This window comes from Paracoccus binzhouensis (genome assembly GCF_016446475.1).
Taxonomy (GTDB): Bacteria; Pseudomonadota; Alphaproteobacteria; order Rhodobacterales; family Rhodobacteraceae; genus Paracoccus; species Paracoccus binzhouensis.
Map to the genome: position 1 here is coordinate 1 of NZ_JAEHFP010000082.1, position 20,336 is coordinate 20,336.

20 protein-coding genes, 2 tRNA genes and 2 pseudogenes are annotated in these 20,336 nt (G+C 69.0%); 6 read left to right on the forward strand and 18 right to left on the reverse strand.

Annotated elements, in window-relative coordinates:
- The 6 genes and pseudogenes from I9P22_RS16795 to rpmH all read right to left on the reverse strand — a co-directional run.
- A pseudogene (locus tag I9P22_RS16795) lies at window positions 1-205 on the reverse strand (membrane protein insertase YidC); the annotation flags it as partial.
- Between the two features lie 285 nt (window positions 206-490).
- The gene (locus I9P22_RS16800) at window positions 491-1,774 is read right to left on the reverse strand and encodes an EAL domain-containing protein (protein ID WP_199260653.1); all 1,284 of its coding nucleotides are present in this window, start codon (window positions 1,772-1,774) and stop codon (window positions 491-493) included.
- Between the two features lie 58 nt (window positions 1,775-1,832).
- Window positions 1,833-2,732: a tRNA 2-thiocytidine(32) synthetase TtcA gene (ttcA, locus tag I9P22_RS16805; RefSeq protein WP_199260654.1), complete on the reverse strand. Its 900-nt coding sequence runs from the start codon at window positions 2,730-2,732 to the stop codon at window positions 1,833-1,835.
- Between the two features lie 54 nt (window positions 2,733-2,786).
- Window positions 2,787-3,026 carry a membrane protein insertion efficiency factor YidD gene (gene yidD, locus I9P22_RS16810; RefSeq protein ID WP_199260655.1) on the reverse strand — a complete coding sequence of 80 codons (240 nt, stop codon included), beginning with the start codon at window positions 3,024-3,026 and terminating at the stop codon, window positions 2,787-2,789.
- The gene (gene rnpA, locus I9P22_RS16815) at window positions 3,023-3,472 is read right to left on the reverse strand and encodes a ribonuclease P protein component (RefSeq protein WP_199260656.1); all 450 of its coding nucleotides are present in this window, start codon (window positions 3,470-3,472) and stop codon (window positions 3,023-3,025) included. The genes yidD and rnpA overlap by 4 nt, the downstream gene beginning before the upstream one ends.
- A 31-nt stretch (window positions 3,473-3,503) precedes the next feature.
- Entirely contained in the window at window positions 3,504-3,641 is a 138-nt protein-coding gene (gene rpmH / locus I9P22_RS16820; protein WP_199260657.1) for a 50S ribosomal protein L34, read from the reverse strand.
- Window positions 3,642-3,891: 250 nt separating this feature from the next.
- Between rpmH and I9P22_RS16825 the strand changes: the two genes are divergently transcribed.
- Together I9P22_RS16825 and I9P22_RS16830 are read left to right on the forward strand one after the other, a co-directional pair.
- Window positions 3,892-5,322 (forward strand): sensor histidine kinase, encoded by a 1,431-nt coding sequence (locus I9P22_RS16825; RefSeq protein WP_199260658.1) that lies wholly within the window; start codon window positions 3,892-3,894, stop codon window positions 5,320-5,322.
- 93 nt (window positions 5,323-5,415) lie between these two features.
- A tRNA-Arg gene (locus I9P22_RS16830) sits at window positions 5,416-5,492 on the forward strand.
- A gap of 125 nt (window positions 5,493-5,617) precedes the next feature.
- Here I9P22_RS16830 and ptsP read toward each other — a convergent pair.
- On the reverse strand, window positions 5,618-7,861 hold the full coding sequence (gene ptsP / locus I9P22_RS16835; protein WP_199260659.1) for a phosphoenolpyruvate--protein phosphotransferase: 2,244 nt from the start codon (window positions 7,859-7,861) through the stop codon (window positions 5,618-5,620).
- Window positions 7,862-7,892: 31 nt separating this feature from the next.
- Entirely contained in the window at window positions 7,893-9,149 is a 1,257-nt protein-coding gene (locus tag I9P22_RS16840) for an aspartate kinase (RefSeq protein WP_199260660.1), read from the reverse strand.
- A 190-nt stretch (window positions 9,150-9,339) separates the two neighbouring features.
- Between I9P22_RS16840 and I9P22_RS16845 the strand changes: the two genes are divergently transcribed.
- Window positions 9,340-9,537 carry a hypothetical protein gene (locus I9P22_RS16845; protein WP_199260661.1) on the forward strand — a complete coding sequence of 66 codons (198 nt, stop codon included), beginning with the start codon at window positions 9,340-9,342 and terminating at the stop codon, window positions 9,535-9,537.
- A gap of 10 nt (window positions 9,538-9,547) precedes the next feature.
- Here the strand turns inward: I9P22_RS16845 and I9P22_RS16850 are convergent, their stop codons facing one another.
- The 5 genes from I9P22_RS16850 to pdxH all read right to left on the reverse strand — a co-directional run bounded on the left by I9P22_RS16850 (window position 9,548) and on the right by pdxH (window position 11,950).
- The gene (locus I9P22_RS16850) at window positions 9,548-9,748 is read right to left on the reverse strand and encodes a hypothetical protein (protein ID WP_199260662.1); all 201 of its coding nucleotides are present in this window, start codon (window positions 9,746-9,748) and stop codon (window positions 9,548-9,550) included.
- Window positions 9,749-9,928: 180 nt separating this feature from the next.
- Window positions 9,929-10,005 (reverse strand) — tRNA-Pro (locus tag I9P22_RS16855).
- 62 nt (window positions 10,006-10,067) lie between these two features.
- A complete protein-coding gene (locus I9P22_RS16860; protein ID WP_332909040.1) occupies window positions 10,068-10,472 on the reverse strand; it encodes a DUF192 domain-containing protein in 405 nt (134 codons plus the stop codon).
- A gap of 92 nt (window positions 10,473-10,564) precedes the next feature.
- Window positions 10,565-11,158, reverse strand: a complete 594-nt coding sequence (locus I9P22_RS16865) for a cold-shock protein (protein ID WP_199260664.1) — start codon at window positions 11,156-11,158, stop codon at window positions 10,565-10,567.
- A 129-nt stretch (window positions 11,159-11,287) separates the two neighbouring features.
- Complete coding sequence (gene pdxH / locus I9P22_RS16870) at window positions 11,288-11,950, reverse strand: pyridoxamine 5'-phosphate oxidase (RefSeq protein ID WP_199260665.1); 663 nt, start codon at window positions 11,948-11,950, stop codon at window positions 11,288-11,290.
- Window positions 11,951-12,033: 83 nt separating this feature from the next.
- On the opposite strand from pdxH, the gene fabI reads away from it, so the two are divergent.
- The 3 genes from fabI to gpt are packed head-to-tail and all read left to right on the forward strand — an operon-like array spanning window position 12,034 to window position 13,977.
- Entirely contained in the window at window positions 12,034-12,861 is an 828-nt protein-coding gene (fabI, locus tag I9P22_RS16875; RefSeq protein WP_233253450.1) for an enoyl-ACP reductase FabI, read from the forward strand.
- A 9-nt stretch (window positions 12,862-12,870) separates the two neighbouring features.
- Complete coding sequence (locus I9P22_RS16880) at window positions 12,871-13,470, forward strand: LysE family translocator (RefSeq protein ID WP_199260666.1); 600 nt, start codon at window positions 12,871-12,873, stop codon at window positions 13,468-13,470.
- Between the two features lie 9 nt (window positions 13,471-13,479).
- On the forward strand, window positions 13,480-13,977 hold the full coding sequence (gene gpt / locus I9P22_RS16885; RefSeq protein ID WP_199260667.1) for a xanthine phosphoribosyltransferase: 498 nt from the start codon (window positions 13,480-13,482) through the stop codon (window positions 13,975-13,977).
- Between the two features lie 130 nt (window positions 13,978-14,107).
- On the opposite strand, the gene I9P22_RS16890 is transcribed toward gpt, so the two are convergent.
- The 5 genes and pseudogenes from I9P22_RS16890 to I9P22_RS16910 form a co-directional block, all read right to left on the reverse strand.
- Window positions 14,108-15,373, reverse strand: coding sequence for a glycoside hydrolase family 5 protein (locus I9P22_RS16890; RefSeq protein ID WP_199260668.1), 1,266 nt, complete (start codon window positions 15,371-15,373; stop codon window positions 14,108-14,110).
- Window positions 15,374-15,384: 11 nt separating this feature from the next.
- Complete coding sequence (trpE, locus tag I9P22_RS16895; RefSeq protein ID WP_199260669.1) at window positions 15,385-16,887, reverse strand: anthranilate synthase component I; 1,503 nt, start codon at window positions 16,885-16,887, stop codon at window positions 15,385-15,387.
- The gene (locus tag I9P22_RS16900) at window positions 16,887-18,866 is read right to left on the reverse strand and encodes a peptidylprolyl isomerase (protein ID WP_332909041.1); all 1,980 of its coding nucleotides are present in this window, start codon (window positions 18,864-18,866) and stop codon (window positions 16,887-16,889) included. Before I9P22_RS16900 ends, trpE begins: the two co-directional genes overlap by 1 nt.
- 105 nt (window positions 18,867-18,971) lie before the next feature.
- Window positions 18,972-20,147: an aminotransferase gene (locus I9P22_RS16905; protein WP_199260670.1), complete on the reverse strand. Its 1,176-nt coding sequence runs from the start codon at window positions 20,145-20,147 to the stop codon at window positions 18,972-18,974.
- 5 nt (window positions 20,148-20,152) lie between these two features.
- A pseudogene (locus I9P22_RS16910) lies at window positions 20,153-20,336 on the reverse strand (hypothetical protein); the annotation flags it as partial.

Here is a 20,336-nt window from a genome sequence, read left to right on the forward strand (position 1 = left end):
CCTGCGGCGCGGCGCCGGGCGCTGCCGGGCTGCCGGTTCCGGGGGCGGCGCCTTGTTCCGTGCCCTGCCCGGCGCCCTGCGTCGTGGTCTGCGCCCCATCCTGCGCGGGCGGCGCCGGCTCGGGGGCGAAGAAGATCGACCAGACGAGCATGACGAGGGCCGAAAGCACCATCGCCAGGATGAGGTTGCGGTTGTTGTCTTGCATTCCGGACCAGCCCTTCGTCGTCACCCAGCCTTGAGGGTTCGCGCCGCTTCAACAGAAGCGACCGGCAAAGGTCAAGGGAATTTGCCCGAAAACCGCCGAGCGGACCGCGCCGCGCCCGGCCGCGCGCCGCCGGACCGGCCATGGTCGCCGCACCGACGGGGCAGCGCCGGGCCGGAAGAGAGATGCGTTTTCGCCGGCATGGCGCCGGACCGGACGGGACATGGCCGGGGCCGGACATGACGGGGCATGGCACGGGACGGGGCATGATACGGGACGAGGCGCAGCTCAGACACGGCGGCGCAGATCGAAGGGCGCCGGTAGGGACTGGCTGTGCTCAAGCAGGAAATCATCGACCGCGCCGACCTCCAGCGGCGGGACGACGGCCGACCCCTGCACCGCGTTGAAGCCGATCTGCGCCAGGAAGGCGGTCTCCTCGGGCGTGGCGACGCCATCGGCCAGGGTCTTCAGCCGCAGATGTTCGGCTAGCGCCAGGATGGCCAGGATCATGCGCTGCTGGTCGGCTCGCCGGTCGCAGCCGGCGATGAATGCGCGGCCGATGCGGACCCGGCCGATGCCGAAGCGGCGCAGATCGTCCAGCCCGGCACTGCCGGTGCCGAATTCCCCCAGCGCGATGGGACAGCCCGCCGCGGCAAGGCCCTGCAGGCTTGCGGCTACCGGCATGCGACCGCCGCGACCCCCGACGGGTTCGCAGATCTCGATCTCCAGCCGTTGGGGCGAGAGATCCTGGCGGTCCAGTTCCCACAGGATCGAGTCGGCCAGCACCGGGTCGGCCAGCATCCGGTCCGACAGCGGCAGCGACAGCAGCGGCACGCGCGCGCCCATCCGCTCCCAGCCCTTGAGGGCGCCGAGCGCCTGGTGCAGCAGATGCGCGACGATCCGCCCCAGGCTTTCGTCGTCGAGGCGCGGCTCGACCTCCTGCAGGTCGCGGCCGTCGCGATCATCCATGCGCAGCCGCGGCACCACGCGCAGCGCCAGCACCTGGCCGGTGTCGCAGCAGATCTGCGGCTGGAACAGCAGGCCGACCCGCTCGAGCGCGAAAGGCGCGGCCGGTTCGGGCCCGCCATCCGCAGCGCCCAGCGCGACGAAGCGCAGCTGGCCCGCGACCGAGAGCGGGCTGCATCCCTGCAGCGCCGCCCGTCCCTGGGCGTAAAGCGCATCCGGCGGCCGGCCGCCGCTTTCGTCGCTGACGATGACCCCGTTCAGGACCGGGCAGATCCGCAGCTCGGGCAGGTCGATCCCGGCCCGGCAGATGGCCTGCAGCCGCGCAAGCAAGCCGGGAACCGCCTGCTGCCGGCCAATGGCGAACAGGCCCAGGATCTCGGGCGAGCCGGGGGCGCGGGACTGCGGCAGCAGCCGCAGCTCGGCCGCCAGGCGGCCCGCCAGCCGGTCGAGCATCTGTTCCAGCAGCGCCGGGCCAAGGCTCAGGCGCAGGGTCTCGACATTCTCGACCCGCAGCACCAGGGCCAACCGGGCCTTGCCCTGCCCGGCGCCCGTCCCCTTGACCAGCTGTGTCAGCCGCGCCGCGGCAGCTGCGATTCCGTAAGCCATGCCCAGATCCGAATCTGTTGTCCGGATTGCAGACTAGCCCGCGACGCTTTTCGTTCGGTTAATGTTCGCGCAGGATCGGCACGTCTTTTTCCCTAAAATCCGACGCATCCGGCATCAGCGCCGTGAAGTCGAACAGCTTCGGGTCCGGCAGATGCGAGGGGCGCACGTTCATCAGCGCCCGGAACATCACCTGACGCCGGCCCGGGGCGCGCGTTTCCCATTCGTCCAGCAGCTTCTTGACCTGCATGCGCTGCAGCCCCTCCTGGCTGCCGCAAAGGTCGCAGGGAATCACCGGATAGTTCATGGCGCGGGCGAAGCGCTCGCAATCTGCCTCGGCCACGAAGGCCAGGGGGCGCAGCACGTTCAGGTCGCCCTCCTCGTTCAACAGCTTCGGCGGCATCGAGGCCAACCTGCCGCCATGAAACAGGTTCATGAAGAAGGTTTCCAGGATGTCGTCGCGATGATGGCCCAGCACCACGGCCTGGCAGCCCTCCTCGCGGGCGATGCGATAGAGGTTGCCGCGGCGCAGGCGCGAGCACAGGCTGCAATAGGTCCGGCCCTCGGGCACCTTTTCCTTCACGATGGAATAGGTGTCCTGGTATTCGATGCGGTGCGCCACCTGGCGCTCGGTCAGGAACTCGGGCAGCACGGTCGCCGGAAAGCCGGGCTGGCCCTGGTCGAGATTGCAGGCCAGCAGCTCGACCGGCAGCAGGCCGCGCCATTTCAGTTCGTGCAGCACCGCAAGCAGCGTGTAGCTGTCCTTGCCGCCCGAGAGGCAGACCAGCCAGCGGTCGCCGGGGCGGATCATGTCATAGGTCTCGATGGCGGCGCGGGTCTCGCGCACCAGGCGCTTGCGCAGCTTGCGGAACTCGGTCGAGGTGGGCGCGCCGCGAAACAGCGGATGGATCTCCTCGGCCGCGTCGAAAGTCCCGGTCTCGCTGGCGATATCGTCCCGCATCATTCGTCCCCGTCGCGCTTGCGCGTCCTGATTAGCATGAAAGGCGCCGCTGCGTCAGTCCTGCGGCTGTTCCGAGCCCGGCACGGGATCGTGGCCATGCCCGCCCCAGGGATGGCAGCGGCAGATGCGCCGCGCCGCCAGCCAGCCACCCCGGACCGCGCCGTGCCGCTCCAGCGCCTCGAGCGCATAGGCCGAGCAGGTGGGCTGAAAGCGGCAGCCATGTCCGACCCAGGGGCTGGCGAGCAGCCTATAGCCGCGCACCGGCAGCGCCAGCAGATGCGCCAGCGGGCTCATGGCCCGTGCACCCGCGCCAGCGCGGCGGCAAGGTCGGCGCGCAGCGCGGCGAAGCTGCGCTCGATCGTGACGCCCGGCCGTCCGACCAGCACGTAATCCCAGCCGGGGCGCGCCGCGGCTGGCATGATCTCGCGCGCCAAGGCGCGCAGCCGGCGCTTGGCGCGGTTGCGGGCCACGGCATTGCCGATCTTCTTGGAACAGGTGAAGCCGACCCGGATCGCCTGCCCCGCCTCGCCCCCCGTCTCGCCCTCGGGACGCTGGCGGGCCTGCAGCAGGAAGCCGGGCATGCCCTGCCGCCGTGCCGAAGCCGCCCGCAGGAAATCCGCCCGCTTGCGCAGGGTTTCCAGCCCGGCCGCCCCGACCCCAGGAACGTCAGAAGCCGCCCTGTCCGGCGTCGGGTCGGCGACGGGCCGGTCAGCGGCGGCTGTCTGGGGGGTGCTGTCCATCACGGCAAGCCCACGCCCTGCGGCGCGAAGCTTACGCGCTGAGGATCTTGCGGCCCTTGGCGCGGCGGGCGTTGAGCACGCGGCGGCCGCCCTTGGTCGCCATGCGCGCGCGGAAGCCGTGGCGGCGGGCGCGAACCAGGTTCGACGGCTGGTAGGTGCGTTTCGACATCTTTCAACTCCGGGTCGGGGCGTGTCAGGGTATGGGCAACCAGCCCACGCAGGACGCGCCGGTCATTCGAAGCCCGCTGGATAGTCGCCCGCGCCGGCCAAGTCAACCGCAATAGCGGGATTTCGGCCAAGTTGCCGCCAAGCTGGCGGCAAGAATGGAACCTAGGCAATGTCACGCATGTTTGAACTGCGCGGCCCCTGCCATTATGTGAAGCAGCGGCGCCGAGACAAGGGAAATTGCAGAACCGACCATGTCCCTGAATACCCTTTCCGGCCGATTCGCGCTGCTGACGGGCATGTTCGTGCTTCTGGCAGAATTGCTGATCCTGTTGCCCTCGATCGCGAATTATCGGCTGGATTTCCTGGAATCGCTGCTTGAGCGTGCGCAGATCGCCAGCCTGGCGCTGCTGGCCACCGACGAATCGCTGGCCTCGGACCTGGAATCCGAACTGCTGGAGAATGCCGGCGTCTTCAACGTGGTGCTGCGGCGCAACGACGTGCGGCAACTGGTGCTGTCCTCGCCGATTCCGGGGCCGATCTCGGCCACCTACGACCTGCGCGAGCAGCCGTTCTGGACCTCGATCCGCGATGCCATGGCGCAGCTTCTGGATCCGCACAACCAGGTGATCCGGGTGATCGGCGCGCCGGTGAACCAGGCCGGGCAGCTGATCGAGATCACCACCGACACCCGGCCGCTGCGCACCGGGATGATCGACTACGGGCTGCGGCTCTTGCTGATCTCGGCCGCCTTCTCGGTGCTGACCGCGATCCTGCTGAACGTGGCGGCGCAAAGGCTGCTGCTGGTGCCGATCCGCCGGGTCATCAACCACATGACCGCCTATGCGGGGGCGCCCGAGGACGCGCGCTCGATCATCACTCCGAACGCGCGCCTGGCCGAGCTGAACGAGGCCGAGACCGCGCTCGCCGCCATGCAGCGCACCGTGACCACGGCGCTGAAGCAGAAGGACCGCCTGGCACAGCTGGGCCAGGCGGTGGCGCGTATCAGCCACGACCTGCGCAACATCCTGACCACGGCGCAGATCTTCGCCGACCGGCTGGAGACCAGCGCCGACCCGGCCGTGCGCCGCGCCGCGCCCAAGCTGGTCAACTCGATCAGCCGCGCCGTGAACCTGTGCGAGACGACTCTGGCCTTCGGCAAGGCCGAGGAGCCGGCGCCGGCGCTGTCGCGCTTCAACCTCTCGGCGCTGGTGACCGAGGTGACCGAGGGCGAGGCCATGGCCGCCGACCGGCTGGACGGGGCCGAGCCGATCGAGTTCCTGACCGACATCCCGCCCAGCCTGATGATCCGCGCCGACCGCGATCAGCTGTTCCGGGTGCTGTCGAACCTGGTGCGCAATGCCCGCCAGGCCATCGAGGCCACGCGCCAGCCCGGCACCATCGAGATCGGCGCCGGCGAGGACGAGACGGAATGGTGGATCCGCATCGGCGACACCGGCCCCGGCTTGCCGAAGAAGGCGCGCGACTTCCTGTTCCAGCCTTTCTCGGGGGGCTCGCGCAAGGGCGGCACCGGGCTGGGGCTGGCCATCGCCGCCGACCTGGTGCGCAACCATGGCGGCCGGCTGGAGCTTCTGCGCAGCGACGAGGAGGGCACGCAGTTCATCCTGCACCTGCCGCGCGAGCTGGCCATGGTGGCGCCGCACCCGGAAACGGCAGCGGGATGAGCCGTGACGGACGGCGCCGGAAAAAGATTTCCGAAATGGCGATTTTGGGTCTTGCACCCCCCCGGCACTGCCTCTAGATAACCGCCTCACAGCGGACCCGTAGCTCAGCTGGATAGAGCACCAGACTACGAATCTGGGGGTCGGGCGTTCGAATCGCTCCGGGTCCGCCATGTGAACTTTCCCCTAAGATATGTGAACTGGCGCGCGGCTTGCGGCGCTTCAGGGCGCAGCCGATGGCCAGCGTTCCATGAAGAAGGCCGCCACACAGGCGGCCTTTCGATCCGTCGGCAGCGCCTTACTGGCGCGCCAGCCATTCGGTGATGCAGCGGCGCAGATTGGTCTCGCCCAGTTCGCGAGCATCGTCGATCACCCGCCGCAGCTCGCCCAGGTTCACGCGCCGGATCAGGTGCTTGACCGGCCCGATCGAGGCCGGGCGCATCGACAGCCGCCGGAACCCCAGCGCCGCGAAGGTCATCGCCTCGATCGGCCGGCCGGCATCCTCGCCGCAGAACGACACCGGCACCCGCGCCTCGTCGCAGCGCTGCACGATCTGGTCCAGCAAGGTGATGAACGAGGTGTTCAGCGTGTCGTAGCGCCGGCGCACCCGCTCGTTCTCGCGGTCGGCCGCAAAGAAGAACTGCTTCAGGTCGTTGCCGCCCACCGAGATGAAATCGCACATCTCGAAGAACTTCCTTGGCGCGAAGGCCAGCGAAGGCGTCTCCAGCATGGCGCCGACCCGGATGTCCGAGGGCATGGCATGGCCCAGCCGCTGCTCGCGCGCCAGCTGCTCCATCAGCAGCTTGTGGGCCTCCTCGAACTCGTGCATCTCGGTGATGAAGGGGAACATGACATGCAGCGGCCGGCCCACGGCAGCGCGGATCAGCGCCTGGAGCTGCATCCGCAGCACGCCGCGCTTGTCCAGCCCCACGCGGATGGCCCGCCAGCCCATGGCCGGGTTCGGCTCGTCCTGCGGCTTCATGTAGGGCAGCACCTTGTCCGAGCCGATGTCCAGCGTGCGGAACATCACCGGCTTGCCATGGGCATTGTCCAGCACATGCGCATAAAGCGCCGCCAGCTCGCCCCGGCGCGGGACGCGGGTGCGGGTCAGGAATTGCAGCTCGGTGCGGAACAGGCCCACGCCCTCGGCGCCCGAGCTTTCCAGGCTGGGCAGGTCGGCCATCAGGCCCGCGTTCATGTAGAGCTGGACGGTGGTGCCGCAGGTCGCGGTCGCCGGCAAGTCGCGCAGGCCGGCATAGCGCTTCTGCGCCTCGGCCTGCATGGCCATCTTGTCGCGAAAGGCCTTGGCGACCGATTCCTCGGGGCGCAGGTGCACGGTGCCCATGTCGCCGTCGACCAGGATCTGGTCGCCGTTCAGCGCCTCGGAGGTGATGCGCTCGGCATGGATCACCAGCGGGATCGCCAGCGCCCGGGCGACGATGGCGGCATGGCTGCCGACCGAGCCCTCCTCCAAGACCACGCCGCGCAGCCGGCGGCCGTAATCCAGCAGCTCGGCCGGGCCGATGTTGCGGGCGACCAGGATCGGGTCGTCGGGCATCTCGGCGCCGGTGTCGCGACCCTGCCCGGTCAGGATGCGCAGCAGCCGGTTCGACAGGTCGTCGAGATCGTGCAGCCGGTCGCGCAGATAGGGATCGGCGGCGCTTTCCAGCCGGGCGCGGGCCTGGCTCTGCTCCTTCTCGACCGCGGCCTCGGCCGAAAGGCCCAGCTCGATCGCCTCCTCCATCCGCCGCAGCCAGCTGCGGGAATGGGCAAACATGCGATAGGTCTCCATGACCTCGGCCGAATCGCCGCCGCCCATGTCGGTGGCGGCCAGCATGGAGTCGACGGTGGTGCGCAGCATGGCCACGGCTTCGACCAGCCGGGCCTTTTCCTTCAGCGGATCGTCGGCGACCGGGTTGGTCACCACCACGCGCGGCTCGTGCAGCCAGACGCGGCCCTCGGCGCAGCCCTCCTGCCCGGTGCCGCCGCGGAACATCACCGGGAAGCGGTGCTGCAGGGGCAGGCTGTCGGCCTGCGAGCCCAGGAAGGCGCCCAGCTCGGCCATCTCGGCCAGCACCATGGCGACGACTTCCAGGCCATAGACCTCGTCCTCGGAAAACTGCCTGGCGTCGCGGGACTGCACCACCAGCACGCCCAGCCTTTCGCCGACGCGCTGGATCGGCACGCCGAGGAAGCTGGAAAAGATCTCCTCGCCAGTCTCGGGCATGTAGCGGAAGCCCGGCTCGGACGGGGCATTGGCAGTGTTCACATGCCGGCCGGTGCGGGCGACGCGGCCGACCAGCCCCTCGCCCAGGCGCAGCCGGGTCTGGTGCACCGATTCGGGTTTCAGCCCCTCGGTGGCGCACAGCTCCAGCGTGTCGGGATCGCGGAAAAGATAGATCGAGCAGACCTGCGTCCCCATCGAATCGGCGATGTGATGGGTGATCTGGTCGAGGCGATGCTGGCCGCCCCCGGGGGCGGCCAGGGTTTCGCGCAGCCGCAGCAGCAGCTTGCGCGAGTCACTGTCCTTGCGTTCGGGCATGATCCTCCCGCTTCAGGCTGAGGGCCGGGGATCAGGCCCGTTCAAGCTCGAAGGCATCATGCAGCGCCTGAACCGCCAGTTCCATATATTTGCGGTCGATCAGCACCGAAATCTTGATCTCGCTGGTGGAGATCACCTTGATGTTGATGTTTTCATCGGCCAGCGCCTTGAACATGCGCGCCGCGACCCCGGCATGGCTGCGCATGCCGATGCCCACCACCGAGACCTTGCAGACCTCGGTATCGACCACGAGATCGTCATAGGCGATATGGCCGGCGGCCTTGGCCTCTTCCATCGCCTTCTTGGCACGGGCGACCTGGTTCACCGGGCAGGAGAAGGTCATGTCGGTCACCGCGCCGGGGTGATCCTCGTAATCCCGCTCCGAGATGTTCTGGACGATCATGTCCACGTTCACGCCGGCCTCGGCCAGCGGCGCGAAGATCGCGGCCGAGATGCCGGGACGGTCCTCGACGGTGACCAGGGTGATCTTGGCCTCTTCACGGGAATAGGCGACGCCGCTGACGACTTTCGATTCCATGATTTCATCCTCATCGCAGACCAGGGTGCCGCTGGTCTCATCCGTATCCTCGAACGAGCTGAGCACCCGCAGGCGGACCTTGTAACGCATCGCCAGCTCGACCGAGCGGGTCTGCAGGACCTTGGCGCCCAGGCTGGCCAGTTCCAGCATTTCCTCGAAGGCGATCTTGTCAAGCTTGCGCGCCTTCGAGGTGATGCGCGGGTCGGTGGTATAGACCCCGTCCACATCGGTATAGATGTCGCAGCGCTCGGCGCCGAAGGCGGCGGCAAAGGCGACGGCGGTGGTGTCCGAGCCGCCGCGGCCCAGCGTGGTGATGCGGTTGTCCGAACCCAGCCCCTGGAAGCCCGCGACCACGGCCACGCGCATGCCTTCGGCGAATTTCTGGTCGATATTGTCGCGCGGGATCGACACGAAGCGCGCCGAGCTGTGCTGCGAGGTGGTGTTGATCGGCACCTGCCAGCCCTGCCAGCTGCGCGCGGGCACGCCCAGTTCCTGCAGGGTCAGCGCCATCAGCCCGGCGGTGACGTTCTCGCCCGAGGCGACCACGGCGTCGTATTCGCGCGCGTCGAACAGCGGCGAGGTCGCCTCGACCCAGCCCACCAGCTCGTTGGTCTTGCCGGACATGGCGCTGACGATGACGATGACGTCATAGCCGCGCTCGACCTCGCGTTGAACCTTCAGCGCGGCATTCCTGATGCGGTCCAGGTCGGCCACCGAGGTGCCGCCGAATTTCATCACCAGAAGCGGCATCCCTTGCCCCCCAGCAGTTTTCCGGGGCGCGTTCTATGGGCGGGCCGGGAAAAGAACAAGGGGCGGCGGATATTTCCGACCGTTTCCGGCGCATTTTTTGCCCTGCGCCCCGGCGCGGGCCCCAACCAGTCTTGCGACCGGCCTTGCAGCCCGTCTTGCAGCCGGGGCGGCGGGGCCGCAAAAGGCGGCCATGAAAGCCACGCATGACGACACCACCTTCACCCTGACCGGCCGGATCTGGTCCGCCACCTACCCGCTGGAGGAGCTGCCGAAATGGCTGGCCTTCTATCGCAGCCGGCGCGAGCGCTTCCCCAGGGCGGCGACCAGCTACGAGGCCACCATCGCGGCGCTCGAGGCGCTGGAGAAGGAACTCGCGGCCAGGACATGACCCCGCCGACTCAGGTGCCGGTCAGGTTCCGCCAGCGGCTGTGGACGTTCTCGCAATGCGCGCTTTCCGCGAAGGCCCGGTCCATCGCGGCCATGAAGACGGTCCGCCACCATGACGGCGGCTGCCGATAGACGCGCGAGCAGAGGGGCTCGGACTGCTGTCCTCCAAGAATCCTGTTGATGCGGACTGACGTGCTCCACCAAGCGTTCATGGGAACCTCGTTTACTCTTCAAATGCCTTCCAACAGAAAAAGGTGACGCCTTTGAAACAGGCGCCGGCCCCTTGGACCATGAACCGCCTCTGATGCAAGAAAGTCACGCTGGCTTTTTGGGCAGGCGCATGGCCCGCCGGCCCCGAAAGCGGGTCGATTCCCGTCGCAGAAGGGAAGAGATGGTCGGGGCGAGAGGATTCGAACCTCCGGCCTACGGTACCCAAAACCGTCGCGCTACCAGGCTGCGCTACGCCCCGGACCTGAGCCGCTGTCTAGCGGCTGGCCGCGCGGGGGGAAAGGGGAAAAGCGGCGGCGGCCGTCAGTCGCAGGGCGCCAGCGCCCGGTCCTGCGGCAGGCCGGGATGCGACAGCACCATGCCCTTGAAGATGCCCAGCCGGGTCGCGTCGCCCCCCGGCACTTCCAGCACCATCAGCCGCTCCGGCGCCGGATCGCCCGGCGCCGCGCCGGGAATCGCCGTCTCGTCCAGCGGCCGGGCCATCGGGTGGACATGCCGCACCTCGCCCCGCGCGTCGATGAAGATCATGTCCAGCGGAATCAGCGTGTTGCGCATCCAGAAGCTGACCGGCTGCGGCGTTTCGTAGATGAACAGCATTCCCCGCCCCGGCGGCAGCTGGCGGCGGAACATCAGGCCCCGCGCCCGCTCCGGGGCGGTATCGGCGATTTCGACCCGGACCCGGACCGGCTCGCCCCGGCCGCTGAACAAAGCCAGGTCCGATTGGCAGCCGGCCGCAAGGGCCTGGGAAGGACTGGAATTTAAATGAACCAGAGCAAGAAGAACCGCAACGGCTCGTGACTTCATACCGCGCCCGCAACCAGCCGCAATTTAGCGAGCGCGGCCGCTCCCCCCGGTTGCACCACCCGCGCCTCGATCGCGGCCCTTTCCCAGGAGAGGATCTGCGCCGCCATCATTCCCCGCCGGCCGTCGACGACGCGGATGGCGATGGCCTCGCCCACCGCTAGGTCGGAAAAGCCCGAATGCCGCAGCACCTCGATATGCAGAAAGACATCGGCCTTGTCGGCGAAGACATTGGCGAAGCCGAAGCCCTTGGCCTTGTCGAACCACTTGACCCGCGCCGGCAGCAGCGGCAGTTGCGCCACCTCCTCGGGCGTGGCCGAGCACAGGTCGGCAATGGCCGGCATCGGCTCGGCCGCCGGCGGCGTGATCTCCAGCACCGCGACGGCCTGCATGCCGCGCGGCGTCTTCTGGATGATGGCCGTGACGTGCGAGCCTTCGGCGACCGAGCTTTGGCCGAAATTCCTCAGCACATTGGCGTGCAGAAGGATGTCTGCGCCGCCATCGGGATCGGTCAGGAAGCCGAAGCCCTTGCCGCCATCGAACCATTTCACGACGCCCGCAATCTTACGCTGTTGTTCGTCGTCTTCGTCCATCTTTCTTCATCACCCGTCTGAAAACCGGAAACGACCCGAAACTCCGGCGATCCCCCTCATGCAGAACTGAACGAAGGCGTCACCGGATTGGTCAGGTTTTCCATACCATGGATAAATCCCGAACCCGCATCAAGGGCTAAGACGGCTGACATGCCAGAAACTTTGCACGATTTCCGGGTTGCCCCCCTGCAATAGCCTGTTTTCTTGGTCATAATCCTGCCTTGTCCAGCGAAAGCGGTCATGCAGGCGAAAGGCGCCGTCGGCCCAGAACTCGATCTGGACCGGGCGGATGCGATACCCGCCCCAGTATGGCGGGCGCGGAGGATTCAACCCAAGATTGATTCCCTGCCGCGCCACCTCGGCCATCAGCGCCCCGCGGCTGGCCAGCGGCCGGCTCTGGCGCGAGGCCCAGGCGCCGATCCGCGACTGCAGCGCCCGCGAGCGGTAATAGGCATCGGCCAGCGCGTCCTCGACCCGGCTGACATGGCCGCGCACCCGGACCTGCCGGCGCAGGGATTTCCAGTGCATGACGAAGGCGGCGGTGCCGGTGGCCTCGATCTCGGCGGCCTTGGCGCTTTCCAGGTTGGTGTAGAAGACGAAGGCGCCGTCGGTGCCGGCGCCCTCGATCTCCTTCAGCAGGACCATGCGCACGTCGGGCATGCCCTGGGCGTCCACGGTGGCCAGGGCGATGGCATTGGGGTCGTTCGGCTCGCTCCGCTCGGCCTCGGCCAGCCAGCTTCGCGCGATGGCAAACGGGTCGTCGCCCGCGAAAATTCCGCTACGGTCGCTCACGGCAGCCTGCTCACCGACACTTGATGCCCCCTTGCAACTGTCCTAATCCTGCTGAAAACCGAAGAAGCGCAAGGGGCAGCATCATGTCAAGTGAAGCCGGTATCGGGCTGATGAAAGGTCGGCGCGGCCTGATCATGGGGCTGGCGAACGACAAGTCGATTGCCTGGGGCATCGCCAGGGCGCTGGCCGACCAGGGGGCCGAGCTGGCCTTTTCCTATCAGGGCGAGGCGCTCAAGCGCCGGGTCGAGCCGCTGGCGGCGCAGGTCGGCTCGGATTTCCTGGCCGAATGCGACGTCTCGGACGAGGGCTCGATCGACGCGCTGTTCCAGACGCTGCGCGGGCGCTGGGACAGCCTGGACTTCATCGTCCACGCCATCGGCTTTTCCGACAAGGAGCAGCTGCGCGGGCGCTATGCCGACACCACGCGCGACAACTTCCTGATGACGATGGATATTTCCGTCTATTCCTTCACCGCCGTCGCCCGCCGCGCCGCCGCGATGATGCCGAATGGCGGCTCGATGCTGACCCTGACCTATTACGGGGCCGAGCGGGTCATGCCGCATTACAACGTCATGGGCGTGGCCAAGGCGGCGCTGGAAGCATCTGTGCGCTATCTCGCCGAGGATTTCGGCAAGGACGGCATCCGCGTCAACGCCATTTCGGCCGGGCCGATCAAGACGCTGGCCGCCAGCGGCATCGGCGATTTCCGCTACATCCTGAAATGGAACGAGCTGAATTCGCCCCTGCGCCGCAACGTCAGCCAGGAAGAGGTCGGCAAGTCGGCGCTCTACCTGCTCTCGGACCTGGGCTCGGGTGTGACGGGAGAGACTCATCACGTCGATTCGGGCTATCACATCGTCGGCATGAAGGCGGTGGACGCGCCCGACATCGCCACCACGAAAAAGGACTGATCCCCGGCGATGAGCGTCGAGCAGGTCATCGCGCTTGTCTCGGCGCTGTCGCTGGCGATCCTGACGCCGGGCCCGGCGATCATCGCCACCGTGCAGACCGCCTTCGCCCATGGGCGCGAGCGCGCCCTGCCCTATGCGCTGGGGCTGGCCGTGGGCGCGTCGCTGTGGTGCATCGCGGCGCTCGGCGGGCTGGCGGTGGTCTTCAAGCTTCATCCCGGCTGGTTCGCCGGGATGAAGATCCTCGGCGGCTTCTACCTGCTGTGGTTCGCCTGGGGGCTGTGGCGCGCCTCGACCCGGCCGCTGCCGCCGGCCGCCAGCGGCGCGCGCGGCTTTTTCGGCGGCATCGCGCTGAACCTTTCGAACCCGAAGCCGGCATTGTTCTATGCCGCGCTGATCCTGTCGGTCTTTCCCGAACCGATGGGCCCCGCGCGCCAGGCGCTGATCTACGGCATCTGCCTGGCGACCGAGCTGGCCTGGTACGCGCTGGTCGCGGTTCTGATGTCGACAGCGCCGATGCGCTCGCGCTATTTTGCCGCCAAGTTCTGGATCGACCGGGCCGCCGGCATCGCCATGGCGCTGCTGGGCCTGCTGTTGATCGTCAACCATTAAGGAGCCAGCATGAACGATCGCCTGCCCCATGAACGCGGATTCCACATCAGCTGGGACCAGATCCATCGCGATTCCCGCGCGCTTGCCTGGCGCCTGGAAGACCGCGAATGGCGGGCGATCCTGGCCATCACCCGGGGCGGGCTGGTGCCGGCGATGATCGTCGCGCGCGAGCTGGACATCCGCGTCATCGACACGATCTCGGTGAAATCCTATCACGGCAAGGGCGGGCAGGAGCGCGGCGAGGTCAAGGTGCTCAAGGCCCCCGACCCGGCGGTGATGCAGGACGGCGACGGCATCCTGGTGGTGGACGACCTGGTCGATTCCGGCCGCACGCTGGAACATGTGCGCACGATGTATCCCAAGGCGCATTTCGCCACCGTCTATGCCAAGCCCAAGGGCCGGCCGATGGTGCAGACCTATGTCACCGAGGTCAGCCAGGACACCTGGATCTTCTTCCCCTGGGACATGGCCCTGCAATACGTCCAACCCTATCGCGGCGAGGACTAACGGGCGCGCAACGGCTGCGCGGGTCGCGTCCTGCACAGCCCGCCCCCTGGCGCCGGGATTCCCAGCAATTGCAGGGCTTTTCGGCGGGACCGGCATACGGCATCGCTCATGGACAGGGCGAGCGACCGCCCTATTGCCGCCGCATCCGGTCCCGCAGCAGCTCCATGAGCGCGCCGTCGCGCGGCAGCTCATCCGCCCGCCCCTGTTCGGTCAGCCAGTAGAACCGGCCGGGCGGCAGGCTGGCGGGAAGCTCGTAATCCATCCCCTCCCATTCATCCTCGCGGAAGGAATAGAAGGCCCAATGGCCGCCGCGTGCCTGGACGGCATCCAGGACGTCGGTCAGCCAGGCGCCGCAATCGGGCCAGCGCCGCATGCAGCCGAATTCGGCGGCGACGATGCGGGTGGGCGGCAGGCCCTGCGCCTCGGCCCAGTCGAAGGCCGCGCCGATATGGGCGGCGACGGCGGCGCGATCCCAGGCCTGCTCGCCCCCGGCATAGGCGGTCACCACGCCGGGATAGCGCAGCGGCGCGTCGCGCTGCATGTTCGGGGCGCTGGTGGCGGCATAGGGTTCATACATGTGGAAGGCGTAAAGCACCCTGCCGTCCGGCAAGGCCGCCGGCCAGGCCGCCAGCGAGCGCGGATTGGCGAACCAGCCGCCATCGACCATCACCGGCGTCGCCGGATCGACGGCGCGGATCGCCGCGATGGCCCTTGCGTAGAAGCCGGGCAGATCGCGCAGGCCGCCCGACTGCCGTGCCTGCCATTGCCGCAGCGCCTGGTCCGGGCCGTTCTCGGCCGGGCCGCCGTGCCTTTCCGGCGCCGGCTCGTTCAGGATGTTGTAGCCGGCGACCGCCGGATGGTCCCGCAGCGCCGCCGCCAGATCGGCCCAGAACCGGACGGCCTGGTCCTGATAGCCGGCCTCGGACCAGATGCTGTCGTCGTATGCGCCGCCGTTCTGCTGCGACCAGCGGCCACCCGGCAGGCTCAGCGGCACGACCACCACCTTCAGCCCCGCCGCATGGGCATCGTCCAGCACCCGGCGCAGGGTGGCGAGATCCTCGGGGACGAGGCCGGCATAGTGGTCGGCGTCGCCGATCAGGAAATCCCGGCCCCTGCCCTTCCACTTGCTGAAGGACAGCCGCACCCAGGTCGCCCCGGTTCCGGCCAAGGCGCGGAAATAGGCCTGGTCCTGCGGCGCGGCGTTGAAACCGTTCGCCCCGGGCTGCGGACTGTCCCAGAAGCCGATCAGGTCGGCGGCTGCGGCAGGCTGCGCCAGGGCAAGGCAGAGAGCGGCCGTCGCGGACCGGCGGAAGGTCGCGCCGACGGCAAGGGCGCCCTCACCGGCTGCCCGAAACAGGCCCCACGGGCGCAGGATCGGGCGGGACGACAGAGCCACCGGCCCCGCCCCTAGCCGTTCCCGCGCACGAAGCGCGCCGCCTCTTCCGCCGCGCGGCGCAGGGCGCGGCTCTTGTTCACCGTCTCCATGAACTCGGCCTCGGGGTCGCTGTCATAGACCACCCCGCCGCCGGCCTGGATGTAAAGCTGGCCGTCCTTGATGACCCCGGTGCGCAGGGCGATGCACATGTCCATCTCGCCATTGGCGGCGAAATAGCCGACGCCGCCGGCATAGACGCCGCGCTTCTCCGGCTCGAGCTCGTCGATGATCTGCATCGCCCGGACCTTGGGTGCGCCCGAGACGGTGCCGGCCGGCATCCCGGCCAGCAGCGCCGAAAGCGCATCCTCGCCCTCGCGCAATTCGCCCACCACGTTCGAGACGATGTGCATGACGTGGCTGTAACGCTCGACGATGAACTGCTCGGTGGGCGTCACGGTGCCCATCTTCGCCACCCGGCCGACATCGTTGCGGCCCAGGTCCAGCAGCATCAGGTGCTCGGCCAGCTCCTTCTGGTCGGCCAGCAGGTCGGCTTGCAGCGCATCGTCCTCGGCCGGGGTCGCGCCGCGCGGGCGGGTGCCGGCGATGGGGCGGACGGTGACCTGGCCCTCGCGCAGCCGCACCAGAATCTCGGGCGAGGCACCGACGATCTGGAAACCGCCGAAATTCAGGAAGAACATGAAGGGCGAGGGATTGGTGCGCCGCAAGCTGCGATAGAGCGCGAAGGGCGGCAGCGGAAAGTCCATCGCCCAGCGTTGCGAGGGCACCACCTGGAAGATGTCGCCGGCGCGAATGTATTCCTTGGCCTTTTCCACCGCGGCCAGATAGGCTTCCTTGCTGAAATTGCTGCGCAATTCGCCGATCTTCAGGTCGTGGCCCAGGGCGCGCGGCTCGCTGGGCTGGCGGTCGAGCGAGCGCAGCGCCTCCATCAGCCGCTCGGCCGCCTGGGCATAGGCGGCGCGGGCGGGCGTGGCCGCGTCATGCCAGGCGGGGGCGCAGAGAAGCACCTCGCCCTTGACCCCGTCCAGCACCGCGACGACCGAGGGGCGCATCATCATCGCGTCGGGCAGGCCGAGGGGATCGGGGTTCACGTCGGGCAGCCGCTCGACCAGCCGGATCATGTCATAGCCCAGATAGCCGAACAGGCCGGCCGCGCCCGCCGGCACGCCGTCCGGCATGTCGATGCGGGATTCGGCGATCAGGGCGCGCAGGCTGTCCAGCGCCGGGCGGTCGTCGGCGGTGAACTCGTCCGAATAGCGGGCGTTGCGATTGATGCGCGCCTTGCCGTCGCGGCATTCCCAGATCAGGTCTGGCTTCATGCCGACGAAGGAATAGCGGCCGCGCACCTCGCCGCCGGTGACGCTTTCCAGCATGAAGGAATTCGGCGCCGCCTCGGCCAGCTTCAGCATCAGGCTGACCGGCGTGTCGAGATCGGCGGCCAGGCGGATGGTCAGCAGCTGGTTGCGGCCCTGGGCCCAGCCGCGCTCGAATGCGGGGAAACCGGGGGTGATCTCCATCACTGGACCTGCGCGTTCACCGCATCCACGGCGGTCTGGTTCAGGGTGACGCCGCCCTGGGCTTGGAGCGCGCGGGCGAAATAGTCGAACACGTCCTGGCGCAGCGAATCCGCCAGGCGGTTGGCGATGCCCTCGCGCACCTGCTCGGCCTCGTCGCCCTCGGTCACGGCGGGGTGGATCTTGTCGAGCCTGACCAGGAACACCCGGTTCTCGGCATCGACCACCTCGGTATCGCCCTCCCTGGCGATCTCGAAGGCCTGGCTGACCAGATCCTGCGGGGCGTCGCTGACGAAGCCGCCGCGCGCCAGGCCGGTGACGGCAGTGCCGGCATCGGGGCCGGTCGCGGGATCGGTCGCGGGGACGGCGGGCGGCGCCTGGGGCGGAGTAACGGCGGCATTGCCGGCGGCGGCGCCGACCGCCTGCGCGACCGGAGCGGTCGCCGCCGTCGGGGCGGGCTCGACAGCCGCCTCGGCCTGGACCTTGCGCTCCTCGGCCAGGGCCAGAAGCTGGCGATGCGTCTCGTTGCGGGTCCAGTCCTCGGCCACGCGGTCCTTCACCTCGGCGAAGGGGATCAGTGCCGGCGGCTGGATGCCGTCGAGACGCAGCGCGAAGACGCCGCCATCGTCCAGCTCCAGCAGCTCGGGGAAGTCCTTCTCGTCGATCTCGGCGGCTTTCTGGCGGAAGACCGGATAGGCGTCGATGCCGTTCGGATCGGCCTCGGCCCCGGCGCTCCAGTCGATCCGGCCCAGCTTCATCGGGGTTTCCTCGGCCATGTCCTCGAGCGTGGCGCCGCCGGCCAGCATGTCCGCGAACTCGGCCGACCGGTCCTCGATCACCCGGCGGGCGCGGTCCACCGCGGCCTCGATGCGCAGGTCGTCGCGGGCTTCTTCGAAGGGGATGTCCACCGGGTCGAGGATGGCGTTCATCGAGAACAGCGCCGGCCCCAGATCGGAACTGGCCGGGCCGGCGATGCCGGGCGCGTCCAGCGCGAAGACCGCCTCGCCGGCGGCGCCCAGGTCGGCCTGGCTGACCTCGCCCAGGTCGATGTCGTTGAGCGTCAGCCCGCGCTCGGCGGCCAGCTGCTCGAAGGTGACCTCGCCGCGGTCGATGCGGGCCTTGGCCTCCTCGGCGGCGGCCATCGTCGGGAAGACCAGCCGCTCGACCATGCGGCGCTCGGGCTGCCGGAATTCGTCGATGCGCTCCTGATAGAGGTCGCGCAGCGCCTGCTCGTCCACCTCGACCTCACCCTCCAGCATCTCGGGGGTCAGCCAGACATAGGTGATCTTGCGGATCTCGGGCGCGGTGAAGCGGTCGGCATTGGCCTTGTGCCAGGCTTCCAGCGTCGCGTCGTCGGGGGTGGCGATCGGCTCGGGCAGATCCTCGGGTTTCAGCTCGCGCCAGCGGATGTCGCGGGTCTCCAGCAGCCAGCCCTGGGTCAGCGCGGTGACGGGCTGCGGTGCGCTCACCCCGGCCAGCGCCGCCTGCTGCAGGATCAGCCGCGCCTCGTCCATGCGCAGGTCGTGCTCGAACTCGGCCTCGCGCAGTCCCTCGCGGCGCAGGGTGTCGGCATAGATGTTGCGGTCGAACTGGCCGTTCATGCCGCGGAAGGCCGGCGAGCCGGTGATCTGCTCGGCCACCGCCTTGTCGCCGACCGAGATCCCCAGCCGGTTCGCCTCGGCCTCGAGCGCGGCGGCGGTATAGAGCCGGGCCAGCGCCGCCCGGTCGATGCCGATGGCCTTGGCCTCGGCCGCGCTGACCTGCCGGCCGGTGCGGGCCGAGAAGTCCTGCATCTCGGCGCGCAGGGTGCGGGCATAGTCCTGCGACGAGATGCCGACATCGCCGACCGAGCCGATATCGGCCGAGCCGCCCGAGAAATTGGTGACGCCGAAGCCGCCCAGCCCCAGGACCAGCATCCCCATAAGCAACCAGACGATCGTCGATTTGCCCTTGCCGCGCATGATGATGCCGTGCCCCGCCACTTGTTCTTGTCAGTCAGCGCAAGTCTTTAGGGTGCCAAGGGCCCGGCGGCAAGTGCCGCGACGCCGCGCCGCCGCCTCCTGCGCTTCACAATCCGGTCGGCGCGGTCAGGGCCGGAAGGCGTCCAGCCGCCGCATCAGCGCCGCGATGCCGTCGCGGTCGGCATTGGCGAAGGCGATGCGCAGGTGGCGCGCGGCCTCGGGATCGCCCTCGGGCATGAACATGGTGCCGGGCAGCAGCAGCACCCCGGCCTGATGCAGCAGGCGTTGCGCCAGCTCTGGCGCGGGCATGTCGAAGGGATGCTCGACCCAGGCGAAATAGGCGCCGCAGCCCTTGACGCGCCAGCCCGGCAGCGCCGCCATGCCCCGGGCCATGGCGTTGCGGCGGGCCAGGATCTCGGCCCGCTCGCCGGCCAGCCACTCCCGCAGGTTCGCCATGCCCCAGGCGGCGCCGATCTGGCCGATCTGTCCGGCGCAGATGGCGACGGTGTCGAGGAATTTCTCGACCTCGGCCATGCGGGCCGGGCTGGCGATCAGCGCGCCCACGCGATGCCCGGTCAGCCGATAGGCTTTCGAGAAGCTGTAGAGATGGATCAGCGTATTGCCCCAGTCGGGATCGGCGAACAGGTCGTGCGGCGCGCCCTCGCGCGCGTCGAAATCGCGATAGGTCTCGTCCAGGATCAGCGCCAGACCGCGCGAGCGCGCCAGGTCGAAGAAGGCCCGCAGCAGCTCGGCCGGATATTCCGCGCCCGAGGGATTGTTGGGGCTGACCAGCACGATGGCGCGCGAGCGGTCCGAGATCAGCCGGGCGGCCGCCTCGGCGTCGGGCAGCATGCCCGGGCCGCAGCGCAGCGGCACAGCGCGGATGCCCTGCATGTCCAGCCACATCTTGTGGTTGAAATACCAGGGCGTGGGCAGGATCACCTCGTCTCCCGCCCGGGCCAGCGTCTGGATGGCGGCGCAGAAGGCCTGGTTGCAGCCCTGGGTGATCGCGACCTCATCGGGGCGGATGGTGCCGGCATAGGCGCGGCTCCAGTCGCGGGCCACCACCTCGCGCAGTTCGGGACGGCCCAGCACCGGGCCGTAGAGATGCGCGTCGGGCCGCTCCAGCGCCGCCTCGGCCATGGCGCGGCGCAGGGCTTCCGGCGGCGGCTCGACCGGCGCGGCCTGGCTGAGATTGATGAGCGGCCGCTCGGGCGGGAAAACCAGCCCTTCGAGCCAGCGGCGGGCCTCCATCACCGGCGGACGGAAGGTGGCGGCGAGGGCGGGATTGAGCGGCAACATGGGTCTCAGTCGGTCAGGCGCAATCCGCCGAAATCCGGCGGCGTGGACAGGTCGAAGCCCGAGCCCGAGCCCGCGGCAGGCGGCGGGGCGGCGGCTTCCTTCTCCGGGCCCGGCTCGGCCGGTGCAGCCTCGGCCGGCGGTTCCGGCGGGCCTGCGACCGTCGGGACAGCGGCGGGCGGCGCCCGCTCG

What these genes read in the sequence shown, in the direction of transcription:
- I9P22_RS16800 (WP_199260653.1), bottom strand. Translation starts at nt 1,774, where the DNA reads ATGGCTTACGGAATCGCAGCTGCCGCGGCGCGGCTGACACAGCTGGTC.
- ttcA (WP_199260654.1), bottom strand. Translation starts at nt 2,732, where the DNA reads ATGCGGGACGATATCGCCAGCGAGACCGGGACTTTCGACGCGGCCGAG.
- yidD (WP_199260655.1), bottom strand. Translation starts at nt 3,026, where the DNA reads ATGAGCCCGCTGGCGCATCTGCTGGCGCTGCCGGTGCGCGGCTATAGG.
- rnpA (WP_199260656.1), bottom strand. Translation starts at nt 3,472, where the DNA reads ATGGACAGCACCCCCCAGACAGCCGCCGCTGACCGGCCCGTCGCCGAC.
- rpmH (WP_199260657.1), bottom strand. Translation starts at nt 3,641, where the DNA reads ATGTCGAAACGCACCTACCAGCCGTCGAACCTGGTTCGCGCCCGCCGC.
- I9P22_RS16825 (WP_199260658.1), top strand. Translation starts at nt 3,892, where the DNA reads ATGTCCCTGAATACCCTTTCCGGCCGATTCGCGCTGCTGACGGGCATG.
- ptsP (WP_199260659.1), bottom strand. Translation starts at nt 7,861, where the DNA reads ATGCCCGAACGCAAGGACAGTGACTCGCGCAAGCTGCTGCTGCGGCTG.
- I9P22_RS16840 (WP_199260660.1), bottom strand. Translation starts at nt 9,149, where the DNA reads ATGCCGCTTCTGGTGATGAAATTCGGCGGCACCTCGGTGGCCGACCTG.
- I9P22_RS16845 (WP_199260661.1), top strand. Translation starts at nt 9,340, where the DNA reads ATGAAAGCCACGCATGACGACACCACCTTCACCCTGACCGGCCGGATC.
- I9P22_RS16850 (WP_199260662.1), bottom strand. Translation starts at nt 9,748, where the DNA reads ATGAACGCTTGGTGGAGCACGTCAGTCCGCATCAACAGGATTCTTGGA.
- I9P22_RS16865 (WP_199260664.1), bottom strand. Translation starts at nt 11,158, where the DNA reads ATGGACGAAGACGACGAACAACAGCGTAAGATTGCGGGCGTCGTGAAA.
- fabI (WP_233253450.1), top strand. Translation starts at nt 12,034, where the DNA reads ATGTCAAGTGAAGCCGGTATCGGGCTGATGAAAGGTCGGCGCGGCCTG.
- I9P22_RS16880 (WP_199260666.1), top strand. Translation starts at nt 12,871, where the DNA reads ATGAGCGTCGAGCAGGTCATCGCGCTTGTCTCGGCGCTGTCGCTGGCG.
- gpt (WP_199260667.1), top strand. Translation starts at nt 13,480, where the DNA reads ATGAACGATCGCCTGCCCCATGAACGCGGATTCCACATCAGCTGGGAC.
- trpE (WP_199260669.1), bottom strand. Translation starts at nt 16,887, where the DNA reads ATGGAGATCACCCCCGGTTTCCCCGCATTCGAGCGCGGCTGGGCCCAG.
- I9P22_RS16905 (WP_199260670.1), bottom strand. Translation starts at nt 20,147, where the DNA reads ATGTTGCCGCTCAATCCCGCCCTCGCCGCCACCTTCCGTCCGCCGGTG.